The organism is Polaribacter sp. Z022 (assembly GCF_023555495.1).
Classification (GTDB): Bacteria; Bacteroidota; Bacteroidia; order Flavobacteriales; family Flavobacteriaceae; genus Polaribacter.
Map to the genome: position 1 here is coordinate 342,134 of NZ_JALCZO010000003.1, position 22,187 is coordinate 364,320.

A 22,187-nucleotide genomic window follows, 5' to 3' on the forward strand; every position below is an offset into this window, starting at 1 on the left:
TAATTTTTTAACTTTATTTCTTATCCTGTAAAGCAAATACTTGTTGCAACAAAGCAGTGTTTCTTAATCCTACTTTTTCTCTAATTCCTTTTTCTTCAACTTCAATCATTGTAAATACACCAGCTAAAGCTTGATCTGTTACATATTGAGTTAAATCTGGATTTACTTTCTTTACAAAAGGAATAGAATTGTATTTTGTAATTAAGTTACTCCACACTTTATCTGCACCAACTTTACTAAATGAGTTACTAATTACAGGACTAAAACTAGCATATAAACTTTCTGATGTTTTTCCTTGTAAATAAGAAGTTGCAGCATTTTGCTCTCCTAATAAAATATTTTTAGCATCTGTAAAAGTCATATCTTTTACTGCATTTACAAAAATTGGAGTTGCTGTTTTAACGGCATCTTCTGCAGCTCTATTTAAAACTTTAATTCCTTCATCAGCTAAATTACCTAAACCTATTTTACGTAAACCTTTATCTACTGCTTGTAACTCTTCTGGTAATAAAATTTTTACCAAATCATTTTTATAAAAACCATCTGTTGCAGTTAATTTAGAAACCTGGTTTTTAATTCCATTATCTAAAGCTTGTTTTAAACCATTACCTATTTGTTCTTGACTTAACACACCACTCTCAGTAACCTGATTTACCACTTTTTGTAATTCTGCACATCCTACAAACTGAAGAGCAATTACTAATACTAAAATTCTTTTTATCATTTTTTATTATTTATCTATACTTATGAAACTGTTTTCTCTTAAAAGTCACATACTATTTAAAACTATCTGTTTTTTTATCATACCCATAAGGGCAATGTTTGCAACCACTTTTACAACAATATCCTCTTTTTAAGTGAAATTTTTCTGTAAAAACTTTATAGCCTTTTTCGTTTAAATAAAAATCATCTTCCTCTAAAGGAGTTCTTTGATTATACATATTGCAAAAATAGTTTTTATTCCATAAAAAAAGCGCTCCTAAGAACGCTTTAACTTTTTATTTATCTTTTCCTGGAGGAAACCTAGAAATTATCTCTTTTACAAATTCTTTAATCCTTGCTTCTTTTTTTTCTCTATTTTGAAGCTTTAGAGCTCCTGTTCCAATTCCTTGCCAAATTAACTCTTTCTTTTCTTTATCAATAAAATCAATAAAAAGCGTTCCTTCTGTATGCTGATTTATACTCATATTATTATTCATACCACCAAACCAAGGATTCCAACCAAAACCAACGTTATTTTGAGAAATATTTACTTTTTCTCTAGATTTTGTAAAAATACCTACCAACATATCTGGATTTTTAGATTTTGTAAATCCTAAAGCAGATAATTCTGCTTCAATAGCTCTTAAAATTCGTTTTTTATCTAAATCCGATATTTTAGCTTTATCAATTTCTGGCTTATAAAAACCATAAGTTTTATACTTGGTAAAATCTACCTTAGAATCATAATCTGTAAGAACTTTTATAGAGCTACAAGAAGTAAACAACACTACACTTAACAATAAAAGAATACTTTTTTTCATAATAAACTGATTTTTATACCTACAAAAACATCAATAAGTATGCCATTTAATTGACAAAAATAATTAATTTAGAATACTCATAATTTGTGTTTTACATGATTTTAATTTTAAAATATATTGTTCCTAAAGGATTTATTGCAATTACACTCTATCCATTTATATTTTTAAGGTCAAAAAAATTAAAGCAAAACAAAACACTTCTCAATCATGAAAACATACATCTTAAACAACAACAAGAATTATTAGTTGTATTTTTCTATATTATTTATGGATTAGAGTGGATCTATAAATTCTTTATCTATAAAAACAGTTATCTTACATACCTTAATTTAAGTTTTGAAAGAGAAGCTTATCAAAATGAAAAAAACTCAACTTATTTAAAAAACAGAAAGTACTTTAGCTTTATAAAATATTTTTAAATAAATAAAAAATATGTAACTATTTTATTAATTTACTAAATTGCAAGCCCAAAATAAAACATTTATTACGAATGAATCAAGAAAAATCATATAGACCAAAACATAAAGTAAGAATTGTAACTGCTGCTTCTCTTTTTGATGGACATGATGCTGCCATTAATATTATGCGTAGAATTATACAATCTACAGGTGTTGAAGTTATTCATTTAGGCCATGATAGATCTGTAGAAGAGGTTGTAAATTGTGCTATTCAAGAAGATGTAAATGCTATTGCAATGACATCTTATCAAGGTGGTCATAATGAGTATTTTAAATACATGTATGATTTATTAAAAGAAAAAGGTGCTGGACATATTAAAATATTTGGTGGTGGTGGTGGTGTAATTCTACCTGAAGAAATAAAAGAATTAATGGATTATGGAATTACACGCATATATTCTCCTGATGATGGTAGAGAATTGGGTTTACAAGGAATGATAAATGATTTGGTACAAACTTCTGATTTTGCAATTGGTAATACACTAAACACAACTATAAACGAATTAACCAATAAAGAAGCTGGTAAAATTGCCAGAGTAATATCTTCAGCAGAAAACTTCCCTGAAGTTGCAAAAGATACTTTAGAGAAAATTCATACAAAGAATAAATATTCAAAAATTCCGGTTTTAGGAATTACAGGAACTGGTGGAGCAGGAAAATCTTCGTTAGTTGACGAATTAGTACGTCGTTTTTTAATCGATTTTCCAGAAAAAACAGTTGGTTTAATTTCTGTTGACCCATCAAAAAGAAAAACAGGTGGTGCACTTTTAGGTGATAGAATTAGAATGAACGCAATTAATAACCCTAGAGTTTACATGCGTTCTTTAGCAACTCGTCAATCTAACTTAGCTCTTTCTAAATATGTAAATGAAGCTATAGAAGTATTAAAGGCTGCAGAATTCGATTTAATTATTTTAGAAACTTCTGGTATTGGGCAATCTGACACAGAAATTATAGAACACTCAGATACATCTTTATATGTAATGACGCCAGAATTTGGTGCTGCTACTCAATTAGAAAAAATTGACATGCTAGATTTTGCTGATTTAGTTGCCATTAATAAATTTGACAAAAGAGGTGCTTTAGATGCTGTTAGAGATGTAAAAAAACAATATATGCGTAACAATAATTTGTGGCATATCAATCAAGATGATTTACCAGTTTACGGAACAATCGCTTCTCAATTTAACGACCCAGGAATGAATACTTTGTACAAAAGTATTATGGATAAATTGGTAGAGAAAACCAATGCAGATTTAGTTTCTAAAATGGAAATTACCTCAGCAATTTCTGAAAAGATATTTGTAATTCCACCTAAAAGAGTTCGTTATTTATCTGAAATTGCTGATGACAATAGAGATTACAATCAAAAAGTTGATGAACAAGTAAAAGTTGCTCAAAAATTATATGGAATTTTTCAAACTATTTTATCAGTATCTAATGTCACTTCAAGCACAGTCGAGAAGTCTTTTTTAACAAAAACAGGATTAAATGAAGATGAGATTCTTTCTTCAGAAGTTACTGAAATTGATAAAGACTTTTTAAAATTACTTTTTGCTCAATTTGACAAAGTAAAAATGAACTTAAACCCACATAATTGGGAAATCATTTTAAACTGGCAAGAAAAAGTAAACAAGTATAAAAATCCGGTTTATACATTTAAGGTTAGAGATAAAGAAATAAATATTGAAACTCATTCTGAATCGCTTTCACACTCTCAAATACCAAAAGTAGCTTTACCTAAATACGAAGCTTGGGGAGATTTATTACGTTGGAATTTACAAGAAAATGTTCCTGGAGAATTCCCTTTTGCTGCTGGCTTGTATCCTTTTAAAAGAACTGGAGAAGACCCAACAAGAATGTTTGCTGGAGAAGGTGGACCAGAAAGAACCAACAGACGTTTTCATTACGTAAGTTTAGGAATGGACGCAAAACGTTTATCTACAGCTTTTGATTCTGTTACACTTTATGGAAATGATCCAGATGTAAGACCCGATATTTATGGTAAAATTGGTAATGCAGGAGTTTCTATTTGTTGTTTAGACGATGCTAAAAAACTGTATTCTGGTTTTGATTTAACACATCATATGACTTCTGTTTCTATGACAATTAATGGTCCTGCACCAATGTTATTAGGTTTCTTTATGAATGCTGCCATAGATCAGAATTGTGAGAAATATATTAAAGAAAATAACCTTGAAAAACATGTTGAAGCGAAGTTCAAAGAAATTTACGATTCAAAAGGATTAGAAAGACCAACATATCAAGGCGATTTACCTGAAGGAAATAATGGTTTAGGTTTACTTTTATTGGGTTTGACTGGTGATTTGGTGTTACCTTCTGATGTTTATCAACAAATAAAACAAGACACTTTAGCACAAGTTAGAGGAACTGTACAAGCAGATATTCTTAAAGAAGATCAGGCACAAAATACCTGTATATTTTCTACTGAATTTGCATTGAGATTAATGGGAGATGTTCAAGAATACTTCATCGAAAAACAAGTAAGAAACTTTTATTCGGTTTCTATTTCTGGTTATCATATTGCTGAGGCTGGAGCAAACCCTATTACACAATTGGCCTTGACTTTATCTAACGGATTTACTTATGTTGAGTATTATTTAAGCAGAGGAATGGATATTAATAAATTTGGTCCAAACTTATCGTTTTTCTTTTCAAACGGAATTGACCCTGAATATTCTGTAATTGGTAGAGTTGCTCGTAAAATTTGGGCAAAAGCCATGAAAAATAAATATGGAGCAAACCCAAGAGCACAAATGTTAAAATATCACATTCAGACTTCTGGACGTTCTTTACACGCTCAAGAAATAGACTTTAATGATATTAGAACTACGCTTCAAGCTTTGTATGCTATAAATGATAATTGTAATTCTTTACATACAAATGCATATGATGAAGCTATTACCACTCCAACAGAAGAGTCTGTAAGAAGAGCTATGGCAATTCAGTTAATCATCAATAAAGAATTGGGTTTAACTAAGAATGAAAATCCAATTCAAGGAGCCTTTATTATTGAAGAATTAACAGATTTAGTTGAAACTGCTGTTTTAGAAGAATTTGATAGAATTACAGAAAGAGGTGGTGTTTTAGGAGCTATGGAAACCATGTATCAACGCTCTAAAATACAAGAAGAAAGTTTATATTACGAAACATTAAAACATAATGGAGAGTTTCCAATTATAGGTGTAAATACTTTTCTGAGTTCTAAAGGTTCACCTACAGTACAACCAGCAGAAGTAATTAGAGCAACTGAAGATGAAAAACAAAATCAAATTAAAACCAAAGAAAGTTTAAATAAAGCAAATCCAATTAAAGTTGCTGAACAAATTGCAATTTTACAAGAAGCTGCAATTCAGAATGAAAACTTATTTGATAAATTAATGGAAGCAACTAAAGTTTGTTCTCTAGGACAAATTACTGAAGCTTTGTTTAAAGTTGGAGGTCAATATAGAAGGAATATGTAAAAGGCAATGGCTTTTGATAAATACCTAAAACTTTAAATAACAAACATCTTTATAAAAGAAGTCAATAATTAACCCCTTCAGGTTTTGAAAATCTGAAGGGGTTTGTTGCTAATTGAAATAAATAATAAAAAATACTGTACTCATATAAATCCAAAATAAAGTGAAAATTATATGCATGATTGTTTCAAAATTTTTCCCTTTCCATAGTTTTGGAGAATACACAAATAATTGAAAAATTAATCTAACAAACCAAAAAATGCCTAATCCAAGAGAGATTTTCTTTCCTAAATTAGTTTCTATCAATTCGTTTGCAGAAGTTAAGCACAATAAACCAATTAAGAAAACAACTAAAGCTATAAAAAATGTATGCACACTCATCATTTGTTTATTAATTAAACTCAAGTTCTCTTGTTCTTCTTTCCAATTAAAATACTTTGGAAAACCAATATGAATAAATGCTAAAAGTGTTAAAATAAAACCTATTATTTGTATATGTAAAATCATAATTCATCTATTTTTTGATAGTAAAAATTGACATAAATGGTGTGAACTTCTTTTCAGAAAATTCAGTAAAACCAGCTTCTTTAAAAACTTTTATCCAAATGTATTTTGAAAAGAAATGCGTAAAGCCAATAGAAAACGCAAAGAAACTTGGAATATCTCTTAAATGCTCTACGATTACTACTTTACCATTTTCTCTACAAACTCTTTTACATTCTTTAAAAAAAGTGACTTTCTCTTTATTACTTCTTATTTCGTGAGCTGCTGATAAAAGAAAAACAACATCTGCAGAATTATCATTTAAAGGAATTTGACTAGTTTTAATCTGTTCTGTATTTGGATAAATCTCACTTACTTTTCTGGCTCTAATGATTGCAGGTTCAGTATGTTTTTTTGAGTTGTAAAAATCAAAAACATTTAAAGTTGACTTTGGAAATTTATTTTTTATGATAAAACTTGTTTCATCAAAACCAGCATTTATATTTACAATTTGTGTTTCTAAACCATCATTAATTTCTAATTCTTTAAACCAAACAAAATTATAATATCCAGAGAAATCATACACATAAGCAGACACTAATAAAGGCATAAGTAATCCATAAAAAAATGCTCCAGATATTATCCAAATAAGATTTTTTGATACATCTAATGTAGAACAAACAAAAATAATCATTATTAAAACTAGAAGCCCAATCACATAAAAATGCCTATTAAAACTTAATATATTTAAAACTCCTTGAAACTTCTTTCTTTTTATTTCCATAATTCTATTCTTCCTTTTTTCCATTGGTATGGAACGTTTTCAATAACAAATGCATTAGCTAAAACACAATTATCTAATTCAAGTTTTTTTATAAAGCCAAAATGATAATCTTCAACTTTTAATGGATTTGGGTTCCAATTTGTACGAACTCCTTCAATAATTAAAACCTCATTCGTTTTATCATTATAAGTAAAAGTAAATGGTAATGGCCCTGCAAATCTTCTAGCTTCTTTCCAATTATTAAATGGTGAATTTATAGGTAATTCAACTTCTTCTAGTTTATTTACTTTAATATTAAATTTTGATTTTTTAGAAGAAATTTCTATAATTTCTTTTTCAGAATTTATATTTATATCTGTAGTAGTATAATTATAATGAGTAAAAATATTTCCTCTAAAAGTCATTTTTTTGCTATCAGTTTCTGACTTCAGAATATACAAACCTCGTAATCTTTTTCCTTTTCTATTTGTATATCTCACAAAAACACGATAACCAATTAAAAAGAAATCATTGCCCATAAAATTCGGAAATCCTTTAGGTTTCAAATCTTTCGTTTGCACCATTGCAACTGCAATAAAAGCCCATTTTTCTTGCAAAGTATCTAGTGTTAAACATTTAGGGATTAAAGGTTCTACTTCCTCTTTTGGTATTGCAAAAGTAAATACCATAGAACTTTCAAAGAAGGCTTCTACTGCAAACGGATGATTTTTTAATGATTTAAGCATAACTTCTTTGTTTTAAAATGAATTCTTTATAATAAATTAGAGCGCAAAAAAAAATCGAAAAAACTAAATTCAAATTTCCAAAAAGCAACAAATCTTTTGCTCTAAAAAATTCAATTAAGTTCATTGTGATTATAATTAGTATTTGAACTTTAGCATTTAATCTAATTTTATAACCGCTCAAAATCCATACAATCATTAATATCTCTAATACACCTATTGTAAAAGTGAATTCTCTTGAATATTGTTCACCTAAAATTCTTTCAACAATTTCTTGATGCCTTGGAACTAGGTTTAAAATTTTACAGTAAAAACCGTTTACAAACCAAACTGAAGAAATTAGATATTTAAATAGATTCATTACTATTAACACTTAAAACTTTCAGAAATTATTGAAAGTTTATAATCAAATTTTTTTACTTTTTCATAATTTTTGTAAAGTTAGATAGTAACCAATGCTCATCAGCTTTAATTGCATTTTCTAACATCGAATTTACTTTTGTTGTTACAAAAGATAAATCCCCTAAAACTTTTTTAAATTGCTCACCTTCTTCTGTAGAATCGTCAACTTTTTGTAATTCATCTAAAACTTTTATAACAGGTTCTATTTCTCTTTTCTTTCGTTCTTTGGTAATTTGTTTAAACAATTCCCAAATATCTTTATCTGCAACAAAAAACTCTTTACGTTCACCTACTACAAATTCTTTTGAAACAATACCCCAATCAATTAAAGCTCTAACATTCATATTTACATTTCCTCTAGAAATTTTTAAAGTTTCCATAATGTCTTCAGCAGAAAGAGGTTTTGTAGAAACTAACAACAAAGCATGTACTTGAGCCATGGTTTTATTTATACCCCAAGAAGTTGCTAAACTTCCCCAAGTTTGAATGTATTTATTTTTTGCTTCATTTAATTCCATGGTACAAATATACAATAAATTATTTAACTTTCAATAATTACTGAAAATTAAATAACTAAGTTTATTTTGTTTCAGTAGACTTTAAACCATCTATCAATCCCTTCAAATCTTTTAAAGAATTTGTGACATTGTTTTCTTTAATTACATCGTTCATTAACTGAATTGCCTCTTGAGGACTAGAATTTAACATCGTTTTTGCAGCAGCAGCTGTCACTGCATTTTGTAATGTGTGTAATTGTTGTTGCTGTTGCACAATATTCATCATTGCAATACTTGCAGCTTGTGTAGTAATTTGGTTAGAAATAGAATCTAAACTAAAACTACTGTCTTTTAAAAATCCATTAACTTGTTTAATAGCATCAATTATTTGGCTATTTACAGTTTTTCCTGAGTTATTGTTTGTTTCTGGCATCTTTTGTTGCTAAAATAGTGGTTACACATTGAGTTGTTACTGCTTGAGATAATATATTAGCTTGCTGTTGTTGGTTAACTGCATTCTCCATTAAAATTCCAATAGAATGCGCTAAAGATTGATACACATTTCCCATTGCCATAGCTGGTGCTTCTGCTACCACCTTTACATTAGATTGAGTTACTGCATCTGTTACTTGAGGATTTACTACATCTGACATTTTTAATATTTTTTAAAGTTATAATTATCTAAATGTACATTTACAATTTGACACTTTTAAAGTAAATACTGAAAATCAAGTGTTTACACCTATTAAAATGGAGGAATATACTTTCTCTAAAAATAATTTATATAAAATGCATCTTTTTCAATAACTTTAAGTCTATTAAGTGAATATTAAAAATCAATATCATGAAAAATAATAATTGTACTTGTAATTGCGTAGGTTGTAACACAGGAGATTGCAAAAATTGTACTTGCCAAAACTGTACATGTTCTAATTGTAATTGTTAAAAATGACAACTAAACAAGTTTGGACTTCGTATTCAGAAGATTTAAAACGATTTATCATCAGCAAAGTAAAAAATAATACAATTGCTGATGATATTTTGCAGGATACTTTTATTAAAATTCACACAAAACTCCACACTTTAAAAGATTTAAATAAATTAAAATCTTGGTGTTTTACTATTGCTAGAAACTCCATTTTAGATTATTGGAAATCTACAAATCAAACTTTTGAAATTGCAAATTTTGAAAGCGAAACAGAGACTTCAGAAACCATTCATACAGAAAAAGATTGTTTACGTGGAATTTTAAAAAGTCTTCCTAAAAAATATAGAGACCCTTTATTTTTATCAGATATAAAAGGATTAAAACAACAAGAAGTAGCCAATCAATTAAAACAAAGTTTACCAACTACAAAATCTCAAATTCAACGTGCAAGAAAATTAATTGCTCAAGGTTTTATGGATTGTTGTGGTTTTGTTTTAAATAGTGAAGGAAATTTAGTGGGAGAAGTTCAAGATAAAAAGGATTGTAAAGTTTGTAATTAATATATTTACATAATATTAAATTACTTGTAGTGGAAAATTATTTAGATGCTTTTAAAAATGCTTTTAACGGAACTTTAGATTGGACATGGAAATCTATAATTTTTGATGTTCCTTACTATACAAATTACTTTTGGGGATTAATTATTATTTCACTTATTGTTTGGGGATTAGAAATTGCATTTCCTTGGAGAAAAAATCAAGCTATTTTTAGAAAAGACTTTTGGTTGGATGCTTTTTATATGTTTTTTAACTTCTTTATTTTCTCTATTGTAATTAGTGGAGTTTATAAAGTTTTAGGTTTATTTTTTGGAGAGTTTAATATTACCTCAAAAAGTTTAGCTATTATTAATATTTCTGAGTGGAAACCTTGGTTACAACTATTAGTATTTTTCATCACTTTAGATTTTGTACAATGGTTTACACATGTGCTTTTACATAATTACCCTTTATTATGGAGATTTCACAAAGTACATCACAGTGTTAAAGAAATGGGATTTGCAGCACATTTAAGATACCATTGGATGGAAAATATTTTATACAAACCCCTTAAAACTTTTGGTGTAATGTTAATAGGTGGCTTTGAACCAGAACAAGCTTTTATTGTTCATTTTATAACCATAGTAATTGGCCATTTTAATCACGCAAATATTAAAATTACTTATGGTGTTTTTAAATACATTTTAAACAATCCTGTTATGCATTTATATCATCATGCCTATGTTTTACCAAAAGGTAAAAACGGAATGAATTATGGAATAAGCTTAAGCATATGGGATTATATTTTTAAAACAAATTACATTCCAGAAGATAGTGGAACAATTGATTTAGGTTTTGAAGGTGATGAAGAGTTTCCAAAAGACTTTATACATCAAAATCTGTACGGATTTAAAAAGGATAATAAATAATTTTAACACTCATGCAATTGTATGAATCTTAAAACTAAAAATTAATCATCATTTTTAACTATCTTGTGATGATAATTTAACTTTTTAAAACACACTATTATGGCATCACTAAAGAAAGAAGACATTAGTCAAGAAGTATTTGATTTGTATGATGATTATGCACACAATAAAATTACACGTAAAGACTTTTTACAAAAACTATCTTTATATGCTGTTGGAGCAATAACCCTGCCTGCTTTATTAAGTTTTATTTCTCCAGATTATATAAACTCTATAATTATACCTGAAGAAGACCCAAGGTTAAATTCTAAAATGATAACCTATGATTCTCCAAAAGGAGGAAAAAAAATTGATGGATTGCTGTCAATTCCTAAAGACAAAAAAGGGAAACTACCAGGAGTAATTGTAGTACATGAAAATAGAGGTTTAAACCCATATATAAAAGATGTTGGTAGAAGAACTGCTATAGAAGGCTTTATAAGTTTAGCTCCAGATGCATTAACTCCTTTAGGAGGATATCCTGGAAATGATGATGATGGTAGAGCAATGCAAAAGAAAAGAGACAGAATGGAAATGTTAGAAGATTTTATTGCTGCTTATAACTACCTTAAAAAACACAAAAAATGTAATGGAAAAGTTGGGGTAGTTGGTTTTTGTTTTGGTGGATGGATTTCTAACATGATGGCTGTTCAAGTGCCAGATTTAGGTGCTGCAGTTCCTTATTATGGAAGACAACCTAATGATGAACTTGCTGCAAAAGTTAAAGCACCATTATTATTACAGTATGGAGAATTAGACAAAAGAGTAAATGCTGGTTGGCCTGCTTATGAAAAAATTTTAAAAGCAAATAAAATACCACATACAGCACATTTTTATCCAAATGCAAACCATGGTTTCCACAACAATACTACTCCAAGGTTTGATGAAGCTGCAGCAAATTTATCATGGGAAAGAACTATTGCTTTTTTTAATAAATACTTAAAAAGTTAATTTAATTAATGAGTATTTTTAAACACTTAAAATTTAAAGTCAATTTTAAAAAAAAGTATTGCCCAAAATGTAATGAAGAACAACCTAAAATAAGAAAACCAAAAGGTTGGCAAGAAATACTTTGGGGAGGAAATACATGTAGAAATTGCGGATGCAAAATGGATAGACTTGGAAATGAAAGAGAAAAATAAAAAACTAATAAGCAAAGAATTAAACGATTTTTACAACAAAGTTTCAGAGGAAACTCGTCTAGAAAAAGGTATGGGGATTTTTGAATTTGAGCGTATAAAAGATTTAATTGAAAAACATATTTCTAAATCTAATTCTACTATTATTGATGTTGGTGGAGGAACTGGAAAATATGCTGAATGGTTAGCAAAAAAAAATCATACTGTACATTTAATAGAACCTGTTTTAAAACATATTAAACTTGCAGAAAAAAGAGCTCAAAAATTAAAGAATCCTTTTTCTGTAACTAAAGGTATTGCTCAAAAGTTACCTTTTAAGAACGAAAGTGCTGATTTGGTTATTTTACACGGTCCTTTGTATCACTTGCAAAAAAAAGAAGATAGGATTGCAACAATTATTGAAGCAAAAAGAGTCTTAAAAAAAGGAGGTATAATTTTAGGTTTTGCCATAAATGCAACTGCATCTACAGTGGTAGGATTAATGAACGGAATGATTCATGCTAATTCTTTTTTTGAAATGTGCAAAGAAGAATTAACTTCTGGAATTCACAATGCTCCAAAAGATTTTCCTTTTTTATTGGCAGATGCTTATTATCACAAACCACAAGAATTAAAAGAAGAGTTTTTAGAACAAAACTTAAAATTCATCAATCTTTTTGCTGTTGAAGGTATGATATGGTTAGACAACGAATATTTTGCGAATATGTTAGACAAAAAGAAATCTAAAACTTTAAAAGCATTGCAAAAACTCACAGAAAATGATGAGTATTTACTGCCTTTTAGCCCTCATATGATGATTGCTATCAGGAAATAAAAGAATATTATTTCATTCTTTAAACGTAGCTAAAAAAACTTAAAATTCTTATATTGCAATTAAAAGAATACCCTAACAAAATTGCTAATATTTAATATGAAAAAATCATTATACTTTATAGTATTGATGTTTTTTATTTTTTCCTATCTCAATGGAATTTCTCAAAATATCGATGTAAAATCAAAATTTGAAAAAATTAAAATTTTAGATGACCATTCATTTGTTAATGAAATTACCATTATTTTTAAAAAAAGTGAAGTATCTAGACTTTACCCTATATTTTATGACACAAAATTAGAATATATCGCAAACATTAAAATATTTGAAAAAAGAAGGAAAAAATTTAAAGAAATACCTTTAAAAAAAATTTATGAAAATGATGTTGAGTTAGATTACATAAGTAGTAAAAAAATAAAATCCATACAAATACCCCCTAATAAAGACATAAAACTAACTTACTCAATTACTTGTTCTGAGTTAATGTATTTTTCCAGTCTACAATTCTTTTCTTACTATGCAGTAGATTCTTTAAAATATCAGATTAAAGTCCCTAAAAAATTTGCTTTTGCCCACAATATCGTAAACAAAGATTCTTTACCTAATTTTTATTTCGATTCTATAAAAAATATAAATGAAACTGTTTGGAAGATTAATTTAATTCCTAAAAAAATTGAACCAGATCCGTTATCTTTTTTTCGAATTTACAAAAATATAAAAGCACCTTTAATGAGAACTTTAGTAACTCCCATTGCATATAAAGATAATCCTACTAAATATATGAACGATTGGTACACTAAAAGTTTGATTTCTAAAAAAGGATTAAATGATATTGTTAAGAAAAAAATTGATGAATTAACTTTTAATGTAAATGACCAAAATAAAATTTTGAATATTATTTATAATTATGTTAAAAAAAATTTCAAATATGTAGCTATAGAAGTTGGAATGGGAGCGTTTATTCCTACTCCAGCAAACGAAGTTTTTCTTAATAAACAAGGAGATTGTAAAGATCTTTCAAATTTTTTATCTGAGGCTTTAAATTACAAAGGCATTAAAAGTAATGTAGCTTTAGCTGCAACTTTTAATCATATTAGCAATTGTGATTTCCCTTCTTTAAGTTCAGCTAATCATGTTATTTGTATTGCATATTTAAAAGATAAAAAAATTTTATTAGACCCAACTGACCCTATTCACATAGAACAACAACCAGTTCAAAGCTTACAAGACAGAACTATTTTTATAATAAATTCTGAAGGAGGAACATTTTATAATGTAGATAAGTTTACTCCTAAACAAAATGAAATTTCCTACAATGTCAACTTAAATTTAAACAGTGAAAAATCTCTTATTAAAGGTAATTTTAACATTAATTACAAAGGTATTTCTGGCAATTTCTTAAAAAGGTTCAAAAAAAGTGAAAGCGAAAAAAACTTTAATAACTTTCAAAAAAATCTATATGAAGAAATTTTTGGCAACCAATCTGTAACTGATATTTCTACTATAAAAAGCGATGAAAATTTAAATTTAAAAGGAAAAATTTCTATTAGTGGTAAAACTTTTAATGACGGACAAAACAAATACTTATTTATTGATTTTCTTCCAAGAATTATTGAAACCGAAAATAGAGAAACTTTAATTGAAGGAACTTATCTTAACAATCCTTTTTACAAAAAAGTAAAAGTAAAAATAAAATTAGACCAACCTATAGAACGCTTTAAAACAAAAGAACACTCGTTTAAAGGAAAAAACATATCTCTAAATTTAAAAATAAAGTTCATTTCTAACATAGAAATTGAATGTAGTTATAATTTTATTTTCAATCATCTTTTTATAAATAAAGAAAATATAGAGAAAATAAATAAAATTTTAAAGTCATTTAAAAAAATAACAAATGAACCTATTGTTCTTCAAAAACAAAAAAAATAGTCTAATAATAATTATCTTTAGTTTACTTTTTTACAGTTTTAATTCTTCGTTTAAAAATAATAATGAAGATCCTTTTTTAAAAATCTGTAAAAATTCGGATGCTTATTATTTGTATTCTAACACCGATGTTTTTTACACCAAAAGATGGATAAATTACAAAAGACTAGTTACTGTAAACAACAAGTTAGTTGTAAATAATGCGAATGGTGTAGATAAATTTGCTTTCTTAAAACTAAGTGAATATGAGAGTAATAATATCAAAAAAATTAAAATAAGAACTTTAAAATCTGATGGTTCAATTATAGAGTTAGATTCCAATCTTGTTTTTAAAAAAGATTCAAAAAGTAAAAAGATTAGTGCAATAAACTACCCTATACCAGCAGTAGAACCTGGAGATACCATTGAAACATCTTATACATATTCAGAAATTTTAGAAAAGGGAGAGTTAATGGATTATGTAAGTTTACAATTAAACTCACCTAGTAAAAAAATTAATTATACAATAAAAACAGGATCAGAATTAGCTATTAGATATAAACAATATAATAATTTTCCAGATCCAGAAGTTGTTACAAATGACACTTTAGTTCAAATAAAATTTTCTGTTAAGAACTTAAAAGGTTTAACTGAAAACGAACACAATTGTACTCTTTGTGAATTGCCTTATTTATATTACACTTTAGAAAACAAAAAAAGTACAGTAAGAAATTGGAATGATGTTTACAATCAAGAATTTAATTTTTTAACACAACCTATTTCTATAGACCATCATAGATCTACCTATTACAAAAGATGGAAACGAAGAATAATAGACCAAGCAAAAGACAGCTCTAAATATTATAAATTTAAACTACTTTATAATGAAGTTTTAAATAATTTTAAAATGGTTGATATAAACCGTGAAGAATTAATTAAAGCCAGTGGTTATTTTCTTAAAGAGAAAAAATTTAACCCAATTAGCCTTAGAAGGTTTTATAGACAAATACTAGAAGACTTAGAAATTGAATATTGGGCTGTATTTGGTAGAAGTAGATTATTGGGTACAATTGATGTTGATTATGTTAGAAAAGGAGAATTTGACCATATCTTTTTCGCTTATGAAAATAAAGATGGGTTTGCAAAATTTTTATACCCTCATGAAGATATATATAAATATCAAATTGATGAACTCCCTACAAGACTTTACAATACTAAAGCAGTATTAGTAAAACCTATTTTTAGAGAAAAAAAATCAAAAAAAGTAAAATTTATTACTAGAAATTTAACGTTTGCAAAAACAGATACTGTTAATATTTCTGCTATTAAACTTCCAGGAATGGACCCTAACTTTAATTATATAAATCAGATTATATCTGGTCAAGTTAATATTAAAGAAAAGAAAACTACATTAAAGTATATGTTTAAAGCTTCAGGTGGATTATATACAGAATTGCGTTCATTTTATTCAATGTTAAATAAAAATGAAGAAGCAAGTAATTTTTATGATGCTTTATCTAAATTTGAAGGAAATGAAAACGCAATACAAATAGATTCTTTAACGAGTATAACTATAAAAACAAAAAAACCTTTTTCTTACTCAACAAAAGGTTTAGGAAAACTAAACAATTCTATTCTATTTTTAAATGATAGTTTAGTAAGCATTTCAATAGACAAACTAATAAAACATAGTCAAATAGAAAGCAAAACTGAAAGCATAGACCTTAACTATTATTTAGATTATAGTTACTCTGATAATTTTACTTTTTATTTAAATTTTCCAAGTAAAATAAAAATTTTAGGACTTGAAAACGGAAATATTAATTTTAAAAATGATTATGGTGAATATTTATTTGAAGTAAAACAAAGCAAAGAAAATCAAATAAAATTTAGATCTAACTATATCATAAAAAAAGAAATATTACCAAAGGAAAAATACAATGACCTTAAACAACTTAATGAACAAGTTAAAAACGTAAAAAACAAACGATTAATTGTTAAGTTAATATCTTAACCTAAATCATAATTCTGCTAAAATTTCAGAAAAAAGCTTCAAAAAATCAACAGTACCTACCTCCTTCTCTTTTTAGAAGAAGTTCTACTTGCTTTTTTCTTTCTTCTATTAAAAGGAACAGCATCATCAAAAGTATTTTTTGCTGCTTTTGCTTTTTTATTCTTTTGCCAAGAATTAGTTTCTGGTAACAATACTTTTAATAAGTCTTGTCTGCCAACTTTGTTTAAAGTATTTCTAATCCAATCTTTGTTTTCCTTTTTATACCAAAAGAAAAAACGATGCTGATCTTCTCTTTCTCTTTTTGATTTCGGAGTTTTTGTTGGCTTTAATGTATAAGGATGATATCCTGAATAATAAATAACTGTAGCAACAGTCATTGGAGTTGGAGTAAATCCTTGCACTTGCTCTAACTGAAAGCCCATATCTTTGGTTTCTGCAGCTAAATTTGCCATATCTTCTACTTCACTTGCTGGGTGACTAGAAATAAAATACGGAATTAATTGAAGGTTCAATCTTCTCTTAATATTTATCTTATCAAAACGTTTTTTAAATAAATGAAAGTATTTAAAAGATGGTTTACGCATCAACTTTAAAACTGGATCAGAAGTATGCTCTGGTGCCACTTTTAAACGACCAGAAACATGTTTTGTCATTACTTCTTCTGTGTACGCATCTAATTCTTTTGGATCTGCATTCTTATTGAATTCTGGCACCAACATATCATGTCTAATACCACTACCAATAAAAGATTTTTTAATTTTTGGATGCTTATCAACTGCTTGATACAATTCTGTTAATGGTTTATGAGAAGTATCTAAATTAGAACAAATCACTGGCGAAATACAACTTGGTGCAACACATTTATCACAAATTTCTTGCACTTTACCTTTCATCTGATACATGTTTGCAGATGGTCCACCAATATCAGACAAATAGCCTTTAAAATCTGGCATATTTGCCACTTTATCAACTTCTTTTAAAACAGATTCTTGACTTCTACTTGCAATAAATTTTCCTTGATGTGCAGAAATGGTACAAAAACTACAACCACCAAAACACCCTCTGTGAATATTGATAGAAAACTTTATCATTTCAAACGCAGGTATAGGTCCACGTTTGTTATATTTTGGGTGTGGCAAACGAGTATATGGTAAATCAAAAGAACCATCAATTTCCTTTTCTGTCATTGTAGGAAAAGGCGGATTAATCACCAATGTATTCTCTCCTACTCCTTGTAAAACCCTACGTGCTTTTAATTTATTAGATTCTTGCTCAATAACTTTAAAGTTAGATGCAAATGTTTTTTTATCTGCTAAACAAGCTTCGTGCGAATTAATCTCAACATCTTCCCAATCTTTTACAACTGGTAATTTTTCATCATTTTGATTGATAAAAATTGCAGTTTGTTTTATGTTTTTTAAGCTCGAAAACGGAACCCCTTTTTGCAATAATTCTACAATTTCACGTAAAGGTTGCTCCCCCATTCCATACACCAACATATCAGCTTTAGAAGTTTCTAAAATGGTTGGCAATAATTTATCAGACCAATAATCATAATGTGTTACACGTCTTAAAGAAGCTTCAATTCCACCAATTAAAACAGGCACTTCAGGATACTTTTCTTTTAAAATTTTAGAGTAAACAGAAGTTGCATAATCTGGTCTAAAACCTTTATCACCATTAGGTGTATAAGCATCTTTATCTCTACGCCTTTTACTTGCAGTATAATTAGAAACCATTGGATCCATGCATCCACCAGTTACTGCAAAAAACAAACGAGGTTTTCCTAATTTTTCAAAATCTTGTAAATTATCATTTACACTAGGTTGAGGCACAATTGCAACACGTAAACCATAACTTTCTAGAATTCTACCAATTACAGCAGGTCCAAAAGATGGATGATCTACATAAGCATCTCCACTAAAAAGAATCACATCTAACTCTTCCCATCCTCGAATTTTTACTTCTCTGTTGGTTGTTGGTAACCAATCTGTTAATTGATGTTTATTCGTGCCTTCCATATTTTGCAAAAATACAAGAATTATAATTGAATAAAATACTTATTCTTTAAATCTATTTTATAATGATTAGAAGCTATTTCCTGCTTTCCACTATATCTTTTTATTTTGTTCTCGATACAAATTTGATCATTCTTCCCAAATTTGCTCGAACTAACAATAAAAAGGATGTCGTTTCAATCAGGGCTAAACTTGTTTGCAAACCTATTAAATAATAAAAAGGTTAAATGTTATTTCGAACGAAACAGAGTACAGTTGAGAAATCATAATTAATATTTTTTTGTGAGATTTCTCCACAAGGTCGAAATGACAATAGGTCATCATCAATTCAAATAAAACACTAAATAGAATTAATCAGATCTTAACATATTTGCTAACTCTAAGAAGATTGAATAGTTAGAATGTCATTTCGAACGAAACAGAGTGAAGTTGAGAAATCTTAATTAATAATTTTTTTTGTGAGATTTCTCCACAAGGTCGAAATGACAATAGGTCATCATCAATTCAAATAAAACACTAAACAAAATTAATCAAATCTTAACATATTTGCTAACTCTAAGAATATTGAATAGTTAGAATGTCATTTCGAACGAAACAGAGTGAAGTTGAGAAATCATAATTAATTTTTTTTTTGAGATTTCTCCACAAGGTCGAAATGACAATATGTATTCAGTGATTCAAATAAAAACATTAATTTATTTACAAAATTGAGATCGCTTCGTAAACACACAATGACAATAATTACTCAACAATTAAATGAGGTACCTCATCTACATTCCAATCAATAACCAAACCACCTGCTAAAGATTTAGCAACATCTTTTCCGTATAAAAACTCACATAAATACAAAGCAGCTTCAAAAGATTTTGCTCCTCCAGCAGATGTAATGTATTTTCCATCATGTACAAATAACACTTTTTTTCTGATATCTAAATCTGGAAACATTATTCTCATTTTATCAATATCACTAGGAAAAGTAGTGGAAACTTTACCTTTTAACAATCCTGCTTTTGCCAAAACAAATGCTCCATCACAATGAGAAGTTACATATTTAGCTTCTTTATCAATGCGTTTTACAAAATCTATCATTGCTTTGTCATCTAAATCTGTATCTAAATGATGTTCTGCAGAAGGAACAACCAAAATATCAATCTTTGGTAAAGAATCTTTTACATAATTATAATCTGGCAAAATTTTCATTCCTTCAAAAGTAGTAATGTGTTTATCTGTATTTGCAACCGTAAACACATTCATTGCTTTTATATTTTCTCTAAAAATAGTATGCTGAAAAATATCAAAAGGAGCTGTTAACTCTGTATTAAAGGTTCCATCCATAATTAAAAAAGCAACATTATATCTGTCTTTTTCTAATTTTGGAAATGTTTTTTCTACTGAAACTTCTTTAACTACTTCTTCTTTTTTAGGTTTACAACCAACAAATGCAATTGTTAATAAAACTAATAATATACTTCTCATTTCTTTAATTTATTCAAGCATAAAAATATCTAAAATCATTTTAACAATTCATTTTAATTGAAACTCTTTTTTGTTTTGTAGATTTAGCCTGAATTTAAAAACCAACTTTACAAATGAAAAGATATATTCTTCTCGCTATTTTCAGTGTTTTTTTAATCGTTAGTTGCGATAAAAAAACAGATGAAAAATCACCTAAAAAAAATACTTATGTTGCAGACAATTACACTAAAAAAGAAGTGGATATTGTTATGAGAGATGGTGTAAAATTACATACAACAATCTACTCACCAAAAGACACAAGTAAAGAATACCCTATTTTAATGCAAAGAACTCCTTATAGCTCTAGGCCTTATGGAGAAGGAAAAATGAAAAGCAAAATAGGACCAAATGTTCATTTAATGAAAGAAGGAAATATTGTAGTATATCAAGATGTTCGTGGAAGATGGATGAGTGAAGGTGTTTATGACAATATGCGCGCATACATTCCAAACAAAAAAGAAAATGAATCTGATGAAGTTTCTGATACGTATGACACTATAGATTGGTTGGTTAAAAATGTAGAAAACAACAATGGAAATGTAGGTACTTGGGGAATATCATATCCTGGTCATTATGCTACAGTTTCTGCTATAGATGCACATCCTGCTTTAAAAGCAGCTTCTCCTCAAGCTTGTATTGGAGATTTTTTCTTTGATGATTTTCATCATAATGGTGCATTTTTATTAAGCTATTTTAGAGCAATTTCGTTATTTGGAACCTATAAAGACACTCCAACAGATTCTGCTTGGTACTCTTTTCCTAAAATGAACTCTAAAGATCAATATCAATTTTTCTTAGACAAAGGTCCTTTATCTAACTTAAATGAATATTTTCAATACGATAAGTTAGATGTAAATGCAACTTCATCAAAAGATAAAATTGATGATTTTTTCTGGAAAGAAATTGTAGAACATCCTAATTATGACGAAGTTTGGAAAAGCAAAGGAATTATTCAACACATGAACAAAGTACCAAGTACAGTAGCAACTATGATTGTTGGTGGAGAATTTGATGCTGAAGATTTATACGGACCTTTAGAAACGTATAAAGGAATAGAGAAACACGGAAAAGACAATTACAACACTTTAGTTTTTGGACCTTGGGATCATGGTAGATGGGCAAGTTCTGGAGTAAGAAACGCAGTTGGTAATTATTATTTTGGAGATTCTATTTCTTTAAATTTTCAAAAAAATATTGAAACAAAATTCTTTAACCATTTCTTAAAAGGTAAAGGTGATAAAAACTCAGGTTTACCTGAAGCTTATGTATTTGATTCTGGTAAAAAAGAATGGAAATCTTATGATTCTTGGCCACCAAAAAAAGTAGTGAAAGAAAACTGGTTTTTATCTGATAATCAAGAGTTAACTGCTGAAAAAAAATCAACATCAAAAATTAGTTTTATTAGTGATATAAAACGTCCTGTTCCATATTCTGAAGACATTAAAACTGTTTTTACTCCAAGAAAATACATGACAGACGATCAACGTTTTGCTGCAAGAAGACCAGATGTTTTAGTTTTTGAAACAAATATTTTAACAGAAGACTTTACTTTAGCTGGAGATATTTTAGCAAAATTAAAAGTTGCTACAACTGGTACAGCTGCAGATTGGATTGTTAAAGTTGTTGATGTTCATCCTTCTGACACAAAAGAAAATAATGATAAATTACAAGATCATTTAAAAATGAGTAATTATCATTTAATGGTGAGAAGCGAAGTTTTAAGAGGTAGATTTAGAAATAGTTTTGAAAAACCAGAACCTTTTATTCCTAACAAAAAAACAGATGTAAATATAAAATTACAAGACGTTTTTCACACCTTTAAAAAAGGACATAAAGTACAAATTCAAGTACAAAGCACTTGGTTTCCTTTAATAGATTTAAATCCGCAAACGTATGTAGACAATATCTATAAGGCCAAAGAAAAAGACTTTAAAACGCAAACTCATACAGTTTTTACAGATTCTTCAATTGAGTTTACTGTATTGAAATAAAGCATTTTTAA

General features: G+C 27.9%; 22 protein-coding genes. 10 read left to right on the forward strand and 12 right to left on the reverse strand.

What is annotated here, in order from left to right; translation table 11 throughout:
• Nucleotides 1-13: 13 nt before the first annotated feature.
• From MPF13_RS08420 to MPF13_RS08430, 3 genes are read right to left on the reverse strand one after another with little or no spacing between them, the layout of a single operon-like run.
• Complete coding sequence (locus MPF13_RS08420; RefSeq protein ID WP_249981999.1) at nucleotides 14-724, reverse strand: DUF4197 domain-containing protein; 711 nt, start codon at nucleotides 722-724, stop codon at nucleotides 14-16.
• Nucleotides 725-776: 52 nt separating this feature from the next.
• Entirely contained in the window at nucleotides 777-941 is a 165-nt protein-coding gene (locus MPF13_RS08425; protein ID WP_249982001.1) for a C1orf53 family protein, read from the reverse strand.
• A 57-nt stretch (nucleotides 942-998) separates the two neighbouring features.
• On the reverse strand, nucleotides 999-1,523 hold the full coding sequence (locus tag MPF13_RS08430; RefSeq protein WP_249982003.1) for a DUF4136 domain-containing protein: 525 nt from the start codon (nucleotides 1,521-1,523) through the stop codon (nucleotides 999-1,001).
• Between the two features lie 95 nt (nucleotides 1,524-1,618).
• On the opposite strand from MPF13_RS08430, the gene MPF13_RS08435 reads away from it, so the two are divergent.
• Both MPF13_RS08435 and MPF13_RS08440 read left to right on the forward strand, forming a co-directional pair.
• A complete protein-coding gene (locus tag MPF13_RS08435; RefSeq protein ID WP_249982005.1) occupies nucleotides 1,619-1,942 on the forward strand; it encodes a hypothetical protein in 324 nt (107 codons plus the stop codon).
• A 71-nt stretch (nucleotides 1,943-2,013) separates the two neighbouring features.
• Entirely contained in the window at nucleotides 2,014-5,466 is a 3,453-nt protein-coding gene (locus tag MPF13_RS08440) for a methylmalonyl-CoA mutase family protein (protein ID WP_249982007.1), read from the forward strand.
• 108 nt (nucleotides 5,467-5,574) lie between these two features.
• Here the strand turns inward: MPF13_RS08440 and MPF13_RS08445 are convergent, their stop codons facing one another.
• The 7 genes from MPF13_RS08445 to MPF13_RS08475 form a co-directional block, all read right to left on the reverse strand.
• Complete coding sequence (locus MPF13_RS08445; protein ID WP_249982008.1) at nucleotides 5,575-5,970, reverse strand: hypothetical protein; 396 nt, start codon at nucleotides 5,968-5,970, stop codon at nucleotides 5,575-5,577.
• A gap of 7 nt (nucleotides 5,971-5,977) precedes the next feature.
• Nucleotides 5,978-6,730 carry a class I SAM-dependent methyltransferase gene (locus tag MPF13_RS08450; protein WP_249982010.1) on the reverse strand — a complete coding sequence of 251 codons (753 nt, stop codon included), beginning with the start codon at nucleotides 6,728-6,730 and terminating at the stop codon, nucleotides 5,978-5,980.
• Entirely contained in the window at nucleotides 6,721-7,455 is a 735-nt protein-coding gene (locus MPF13_RS08455) for a DUF2071 domain-containing protein (protein ID WP_249982012.1), read from the reverse strand. The genes MPF13_RS08450 and MPF13_RS08455 overlap by 10 nt, the downstream gene beginning before the upstream one ends.
• Nucleotides 7,448-7,813 carry a DoxX-like family protein gene (locus MPF13_RS08460; protein WP_249982014.1) on the reverse strand — a complete coding sequence of 122 codons (366 nt, stop codon included), beginning with the start codon at nucleotides 7,811-7,813 and terminating at the stop codon, nucleotides 7,448-7,450. The genes MPF13_RS08455 and MPF13_RS08460 overlap by 8 nt, the downstream gene beginning before the upstream one ends.
• 55 nt (nucleotides 7,814-7,868) lie before the next feature.
• Nucleotides 7,869-8,372: a GbsR/MarR family transcriptional regulator gene (locus tag MPF13_RS08465; protein ID WP_249982015.1), complete on the reverse strand. Its 504-nt coding sequence runs from the start codon at nucleotides 8,370-8,372 to the stop codon at nucleotides 7,869-7,871.
• Nucleotides 8,373-8,433: 61 nt separating this feature from the next.
• Nucleotides 8,434-8,784 carry a hypothetical protein gene (locus tag MPF13_RS08470; RefSeq protein WP_249982017.1) on the reverse strand — a complete coding sequence of 117 codons (351 nt, stop codon included), beginning with the start codon at nucleotides 8,782-8,784 and terminating at the stop codon, nucleotides 8,434-8,436.
• Nucleotides 8,765-9,004, reverse strand: coding sequence for a RebB family R body protein (locus MPF13_RS08475; protein ID WP_249982019.1), 240 nt, complete (start codon nucleotides 9,002-9,004; stop codon nucleotides 8,765-8,767). Before MPF13_RS08475 ends, MPF13_RS08470 begins: the two co-directional genes overlap by 20 nt.
• A 295-nt stretch (nucleotides 9,005-9,299) precedes the next feature.
• Between MPF13_RS08475 and MPF13_RS08480 the strand changes: the two genes are divergently transcribed.
• The 7 genes from MPF13_RS08480 (at nucleotide 9,300) to MPF13_RS08510 (ending at nucleotide 16,652) form a co-directional block, all read left to right on the forward strand.
• Nucleotides 9,300-9,839, forward strand: a complete 540-nt coding sequence (locus MPF13_RS08480) for a sigma-70 family RNA polymerase sigma factor (protein ID WP_249982020.1) — start codon at nucleotides 9,300-9,302, stop codon at nucleotides 9,837-9,839.
• Between the two features lie 29 nt (nucleotides 9,840-9,868).
• Complete coding sequence (locus MPF13_RS08485; protein WP_249982022.1) at nucleotides 9,869-10,744, forward strand: sterol desaturase family protein; 876 nt, start codon at nucleotides 9,869-9,871, stop codon at nucleotides 10,742-10,744.
• 99 nt (nucleotides 10,745-10,843) lie between these two features.
• Nucleotides 10,844-11,734 (forward strand): dienelactone hydrolase family protein, encoded by an 891-nt coding sequence (locus MPF13_RS08490; RefSeq protein WP_249982024.1) that lies wholly within the window; start codon nucleotides 10,844-10,846, stop codon nucleotides 11,732-11,734.
• A gap of 8 nt (nucleotides 11,735-11,742) precedes the next feature.
• Entirely contained in the window at nucleotides 11,743-11,925 is a 183-nt protein-coding gene (locus MPF13_RS08495) for a hypothetical protein (protein ID WP_249982026.1), read from the forward strand.
• A complete protein-coding gene (locus tag MPF13_RS08500; RefSeq protein ID WP_249982028.1) occupies nucleotides 11,909-12,736 on the forward strand; it encodes a class I SAM-dependent methyltransferase in 828 nt (275 codons plus the stop codon). Before MPF13_RS08495 ends, MPF13_RS08500 begins: the two co-directional genes overlap by 17 nt.
• A 96-nt stretch (nucleotides 12,737-12,832) precedes the next feature.
• Nucleotides 12,833-14,662, forward strand: a complete 1,830-nt coding sequence (locus MPF13_RS08505; protein ID WP_249982029.1) for a transglutaminase-like domain-containing protein — start codon at nucleotides 12,833-12,835, stop codon at nucleotides 14,660-14,662.
• Between the two features lie 109 nt (nucleotides 14,663-14,771).
• Nucleotides 14,772-16,652: a DUF3857 domain-containing protein gene (locus MPF13_RS08510; protein ID WP_249982030.1), complete on the forward strand. Its 1,881-nt coding sequence runs from the start codon at nucleotides 14,772-14,774 to the stop codon at nucleotides 16,650-16,652.
• A 56-nt stretch (nucleotides 16,653-16,708) separates the two neighbouring features.
• On the opposite strand, the gene MPF13_RS08515 is transcribed toward MPF13_RS08510, so the two are convergent.
• Both MPF13_RS08515 and MPF13_RS08520 read right to left on the reverse strand, forming a co-directional pair.
• On the reverse strand, nucleotides 16,709-18,673 hold the full coding sequence (locus tag MPF13_RS08515; RefSeq protein ID WP_249982032.1) for a YgiQ family radical SAM protein: 1,965 nt from the start codon (nucleotides 18,671-18,673) through the stop codon (nucleotides 16,709-16,711).
• A 738-nt stretch (nucleotides 18,674-19,411) separates the two neighbouring features.
• Nucleotides 19,412-20,146, reverse strand: a complete 735-nt coding sequence (locus MPF13_RS08520; protein ID WP_249982033.1) for a DJ-1/PfpI family protein — start codon at nucleotides 20,144-20,146, stop codon at nucleotides 19,412-19,414.
• A gap of 113 nt (nucleotides 20,147-20,259) precedes the next feature.
• On the opposite strand from MPF13_RS08520, the gene MPF13_RS08525 reads away from it, so the two are divergent.
• Nucleotides 20,260-22,176: a CocE/NonD family hydrolase gene (locus tag MPF13_RS08525; RefSeq protein WP_249982034.1), complete on the forward strand. Its 1,917-nt coding sequence runs from the start codon at nucleotides 20,260-20,262 to the stop codon at nucleotides 22,174-22,176.
• Nucleotides 22,177-22,187 lie beyond the last annotated feature (11 nt).

Coding starts and splice junctions, on each gene's coding strand:
- MPF13_RS08420 (WP_249981999.1), bottom strand. CDS start 724: ATGATAAAAAGAATTTTAGTATTAGTAATTGCTCTTCAGTTTGTAGGA.
- MPF13_RS08425 (WP_249982001.1), bottom strand. CDS start 941: ATGTATAATCAAAGAACTCCTTTAGAGGAAGATGATTTTTATTTAAAC.
- MPF13_RS08430 (WP_249982003.1), bottom strand. CDS start 1,523: ATGAAAAAAAGTATTCTTTTATTGTTAAGTGTAGTGTTGTTTACTTCT.
- MPF13_RS08435 (WP_249982005.1), top strand. CDS start 1,619: ATGATTTTAATTTTAAAATATATTGTTCCTAAAGGATTTATTGCAATT.
- MPF13_RS08440 (WP_249982007.1), top strand. CDS start 2,014: ATGAATCAAGAAAAATCATATAGACCAAAACATAAAGTAAGAATTGTA.
- MPF13_RS08445 (WP_249982008.1), bottom strand. CDS start 5,970: ATGATTTTACATATACAAATAATAGGTTTTATTTTAACACTTTTAGCA.
- MPF13_RS08450 (WP_249982010.1), bottom strand. CDS start 6,730: ATGGAAATAAAAAGAAAGAAGTTTCAAGGAGTTTTAAATATATTAAGT.
- MPF13_RS08455 (WP_249982012.1), bottom strand. CDS start 7,455: ATGCTTAAATCATTAAAAAATCATCCGTTTGCAGTAGAAGCCTTCTTT.
- MPF13_RS08460 (WP_249982014.1), bottom strand. CDS start 7,813: ATGAATCTATTTAAATATCTAATTTCTTCAGTTTGGTTTGTAAACGGT.
- MPF13_RS08465 (WP_249982015.1), bottom strand. CDS start 8,372: ATGGAATTAAATGAAGCAAAAAATAAATACATTCAAACTTGGGGAAGT.
- MPF13_RS08470 (WP_249982017.1), bottom strand. CDS start 8,784: ATGCCAGAAACAAACAATAACTCAGGAAAAACTGTAAATAGCCAAATA.
- MPF13_RS08475 (WP_249982019.1), bottom strand. CDS start 9,004: ATGTCAGATGTAGTAAATCCTCAAGTAACAGATGCAGTAACTCAATCT.
- MPF13_RS08480 (WP_249982020.1), top strand. CDS start 9,300: ATGACAACTAAACAAGTTTGGACTTCGTATTCAGAAGATTTAAAACGA.
- MPF13_RS08490 (WP_249982024.1), top strand. CDS start 10,844: ATGGCATCACTAAAGAAAGAAGACATTAGTCAAGAAGTATTTGATTTG.
- MPF13_RS08495 (WP_249982026.1), top strand. CDS start 11,743: ATGAGTATTTTTAAACACTTAAAATTTAAAGTCAATTTTAAAAAAAAG.
- MPF13_RS08500 (WP_249982028.1), top strand. CDS start 11,909: ATGAAAGAGAAAAATAAAAAACTAATAAGCAAAGAATTAAACGATTTT.
- MPF13_RS08505 (WP_249982029.1), top strand. CDS start 12,833: ATGAAAAAATCATTATACTTTATAGTATTGATGTTTTTTATTTTTTCC.
- MPF13_RS08515 (WP_249982032.1), bottom strand. CDS start 18,673: ATGGAAGGCACGAATAAACATCAATTAACAGATTGGTTACCAACAACC.
- MPF13_RS08520 (WP_249982033.1), bottom strand. CDS start 20,146: ATGAGAAGTATATTATTAGTTTTATTAACAATTGCATTTGTTGGTTGT.
- MPF13_RS08525 (WP_249982034.1), top strand. CDS start 20,260: ATGAAAAGATATATTCTTCTCGCTATTTTCAGTGTTTTTTTAATCGTT.